General features: G+C 55.4%; 1 rRNA gene. It reads right to left on the bottom strand.

The annotated features are described in order from the left end of the window. Window positions 1–587, bottom strand: a 23S ribosomal RNA gene (locus tag Q3F21_RS27210); the annotation flags it as partial. Between the last annotated feature and the right edge of the window lie 3 nt (window positions 588–590).

Genomic DNA, 590 nt, shown 5'->3' with positions numbered 1-590 from the left:
GGGCTCCGACTATTTGTAAGCACACGGTTTCAGGTACTATTTCACTCCCCTCCCGGGGTGCTTTTCACCTTTCCCTCACGGTACTGGTTCACTATCGGTCGCTAGGTAGTATTTAGCCTTAGCAGATGGTCCTGCCAGATTCACACGGGATTTCACGTGTCCCGTGCTACTCGGGGTTGGTCTCGGAGAGACGCGCGTTTAGGTTACGCGACTGTCACGCTCTGTGGTCAGCCTTCCCAGACTGTTCACCTACGCGCGTCTTTTGTAACTCCGTGTGAGACGCCCCACAACCCCGCCAGGTAAACCTGACGGTTTAGGCTCTTCCGCGTTCGCTCGCCACTACTGACGGAATCACTATTGTTTTCTCTTCCTCCGGCTACTTAGATGTTTCAGTTCACCGGGTCTGCCCTCTCGCCACCTATGGATTCAGTGACGGATACCATCCCATTACGGATGGTGGGTTGCCCCATTCGGAGATCCCCGGATCAAAGCGTGCTTACCGCTCCCCGAGGCTTATCGCAGTTCGCTGCGTCCTTCATCGGCTCCTAGCGCCAAGGCATCCACCGTGTGCCCTTAGTAACTTAACCACA

Origin of the sequence: Brevibacillus borstelensis, from assembly GCF_037834415.1 — a bacterium.
Lineage (GTDB): Bacteria > Bacillota > Bacilli > Brevibacillales > Brevibacillaceae > Brevibacillus > Brevibacillus borstelensis_A.
The sequence above is the reverse complement of the archived record's forward strand: the minus strand, read 5'-3'. Positions and strand labels throughout refer to the sequence as shown.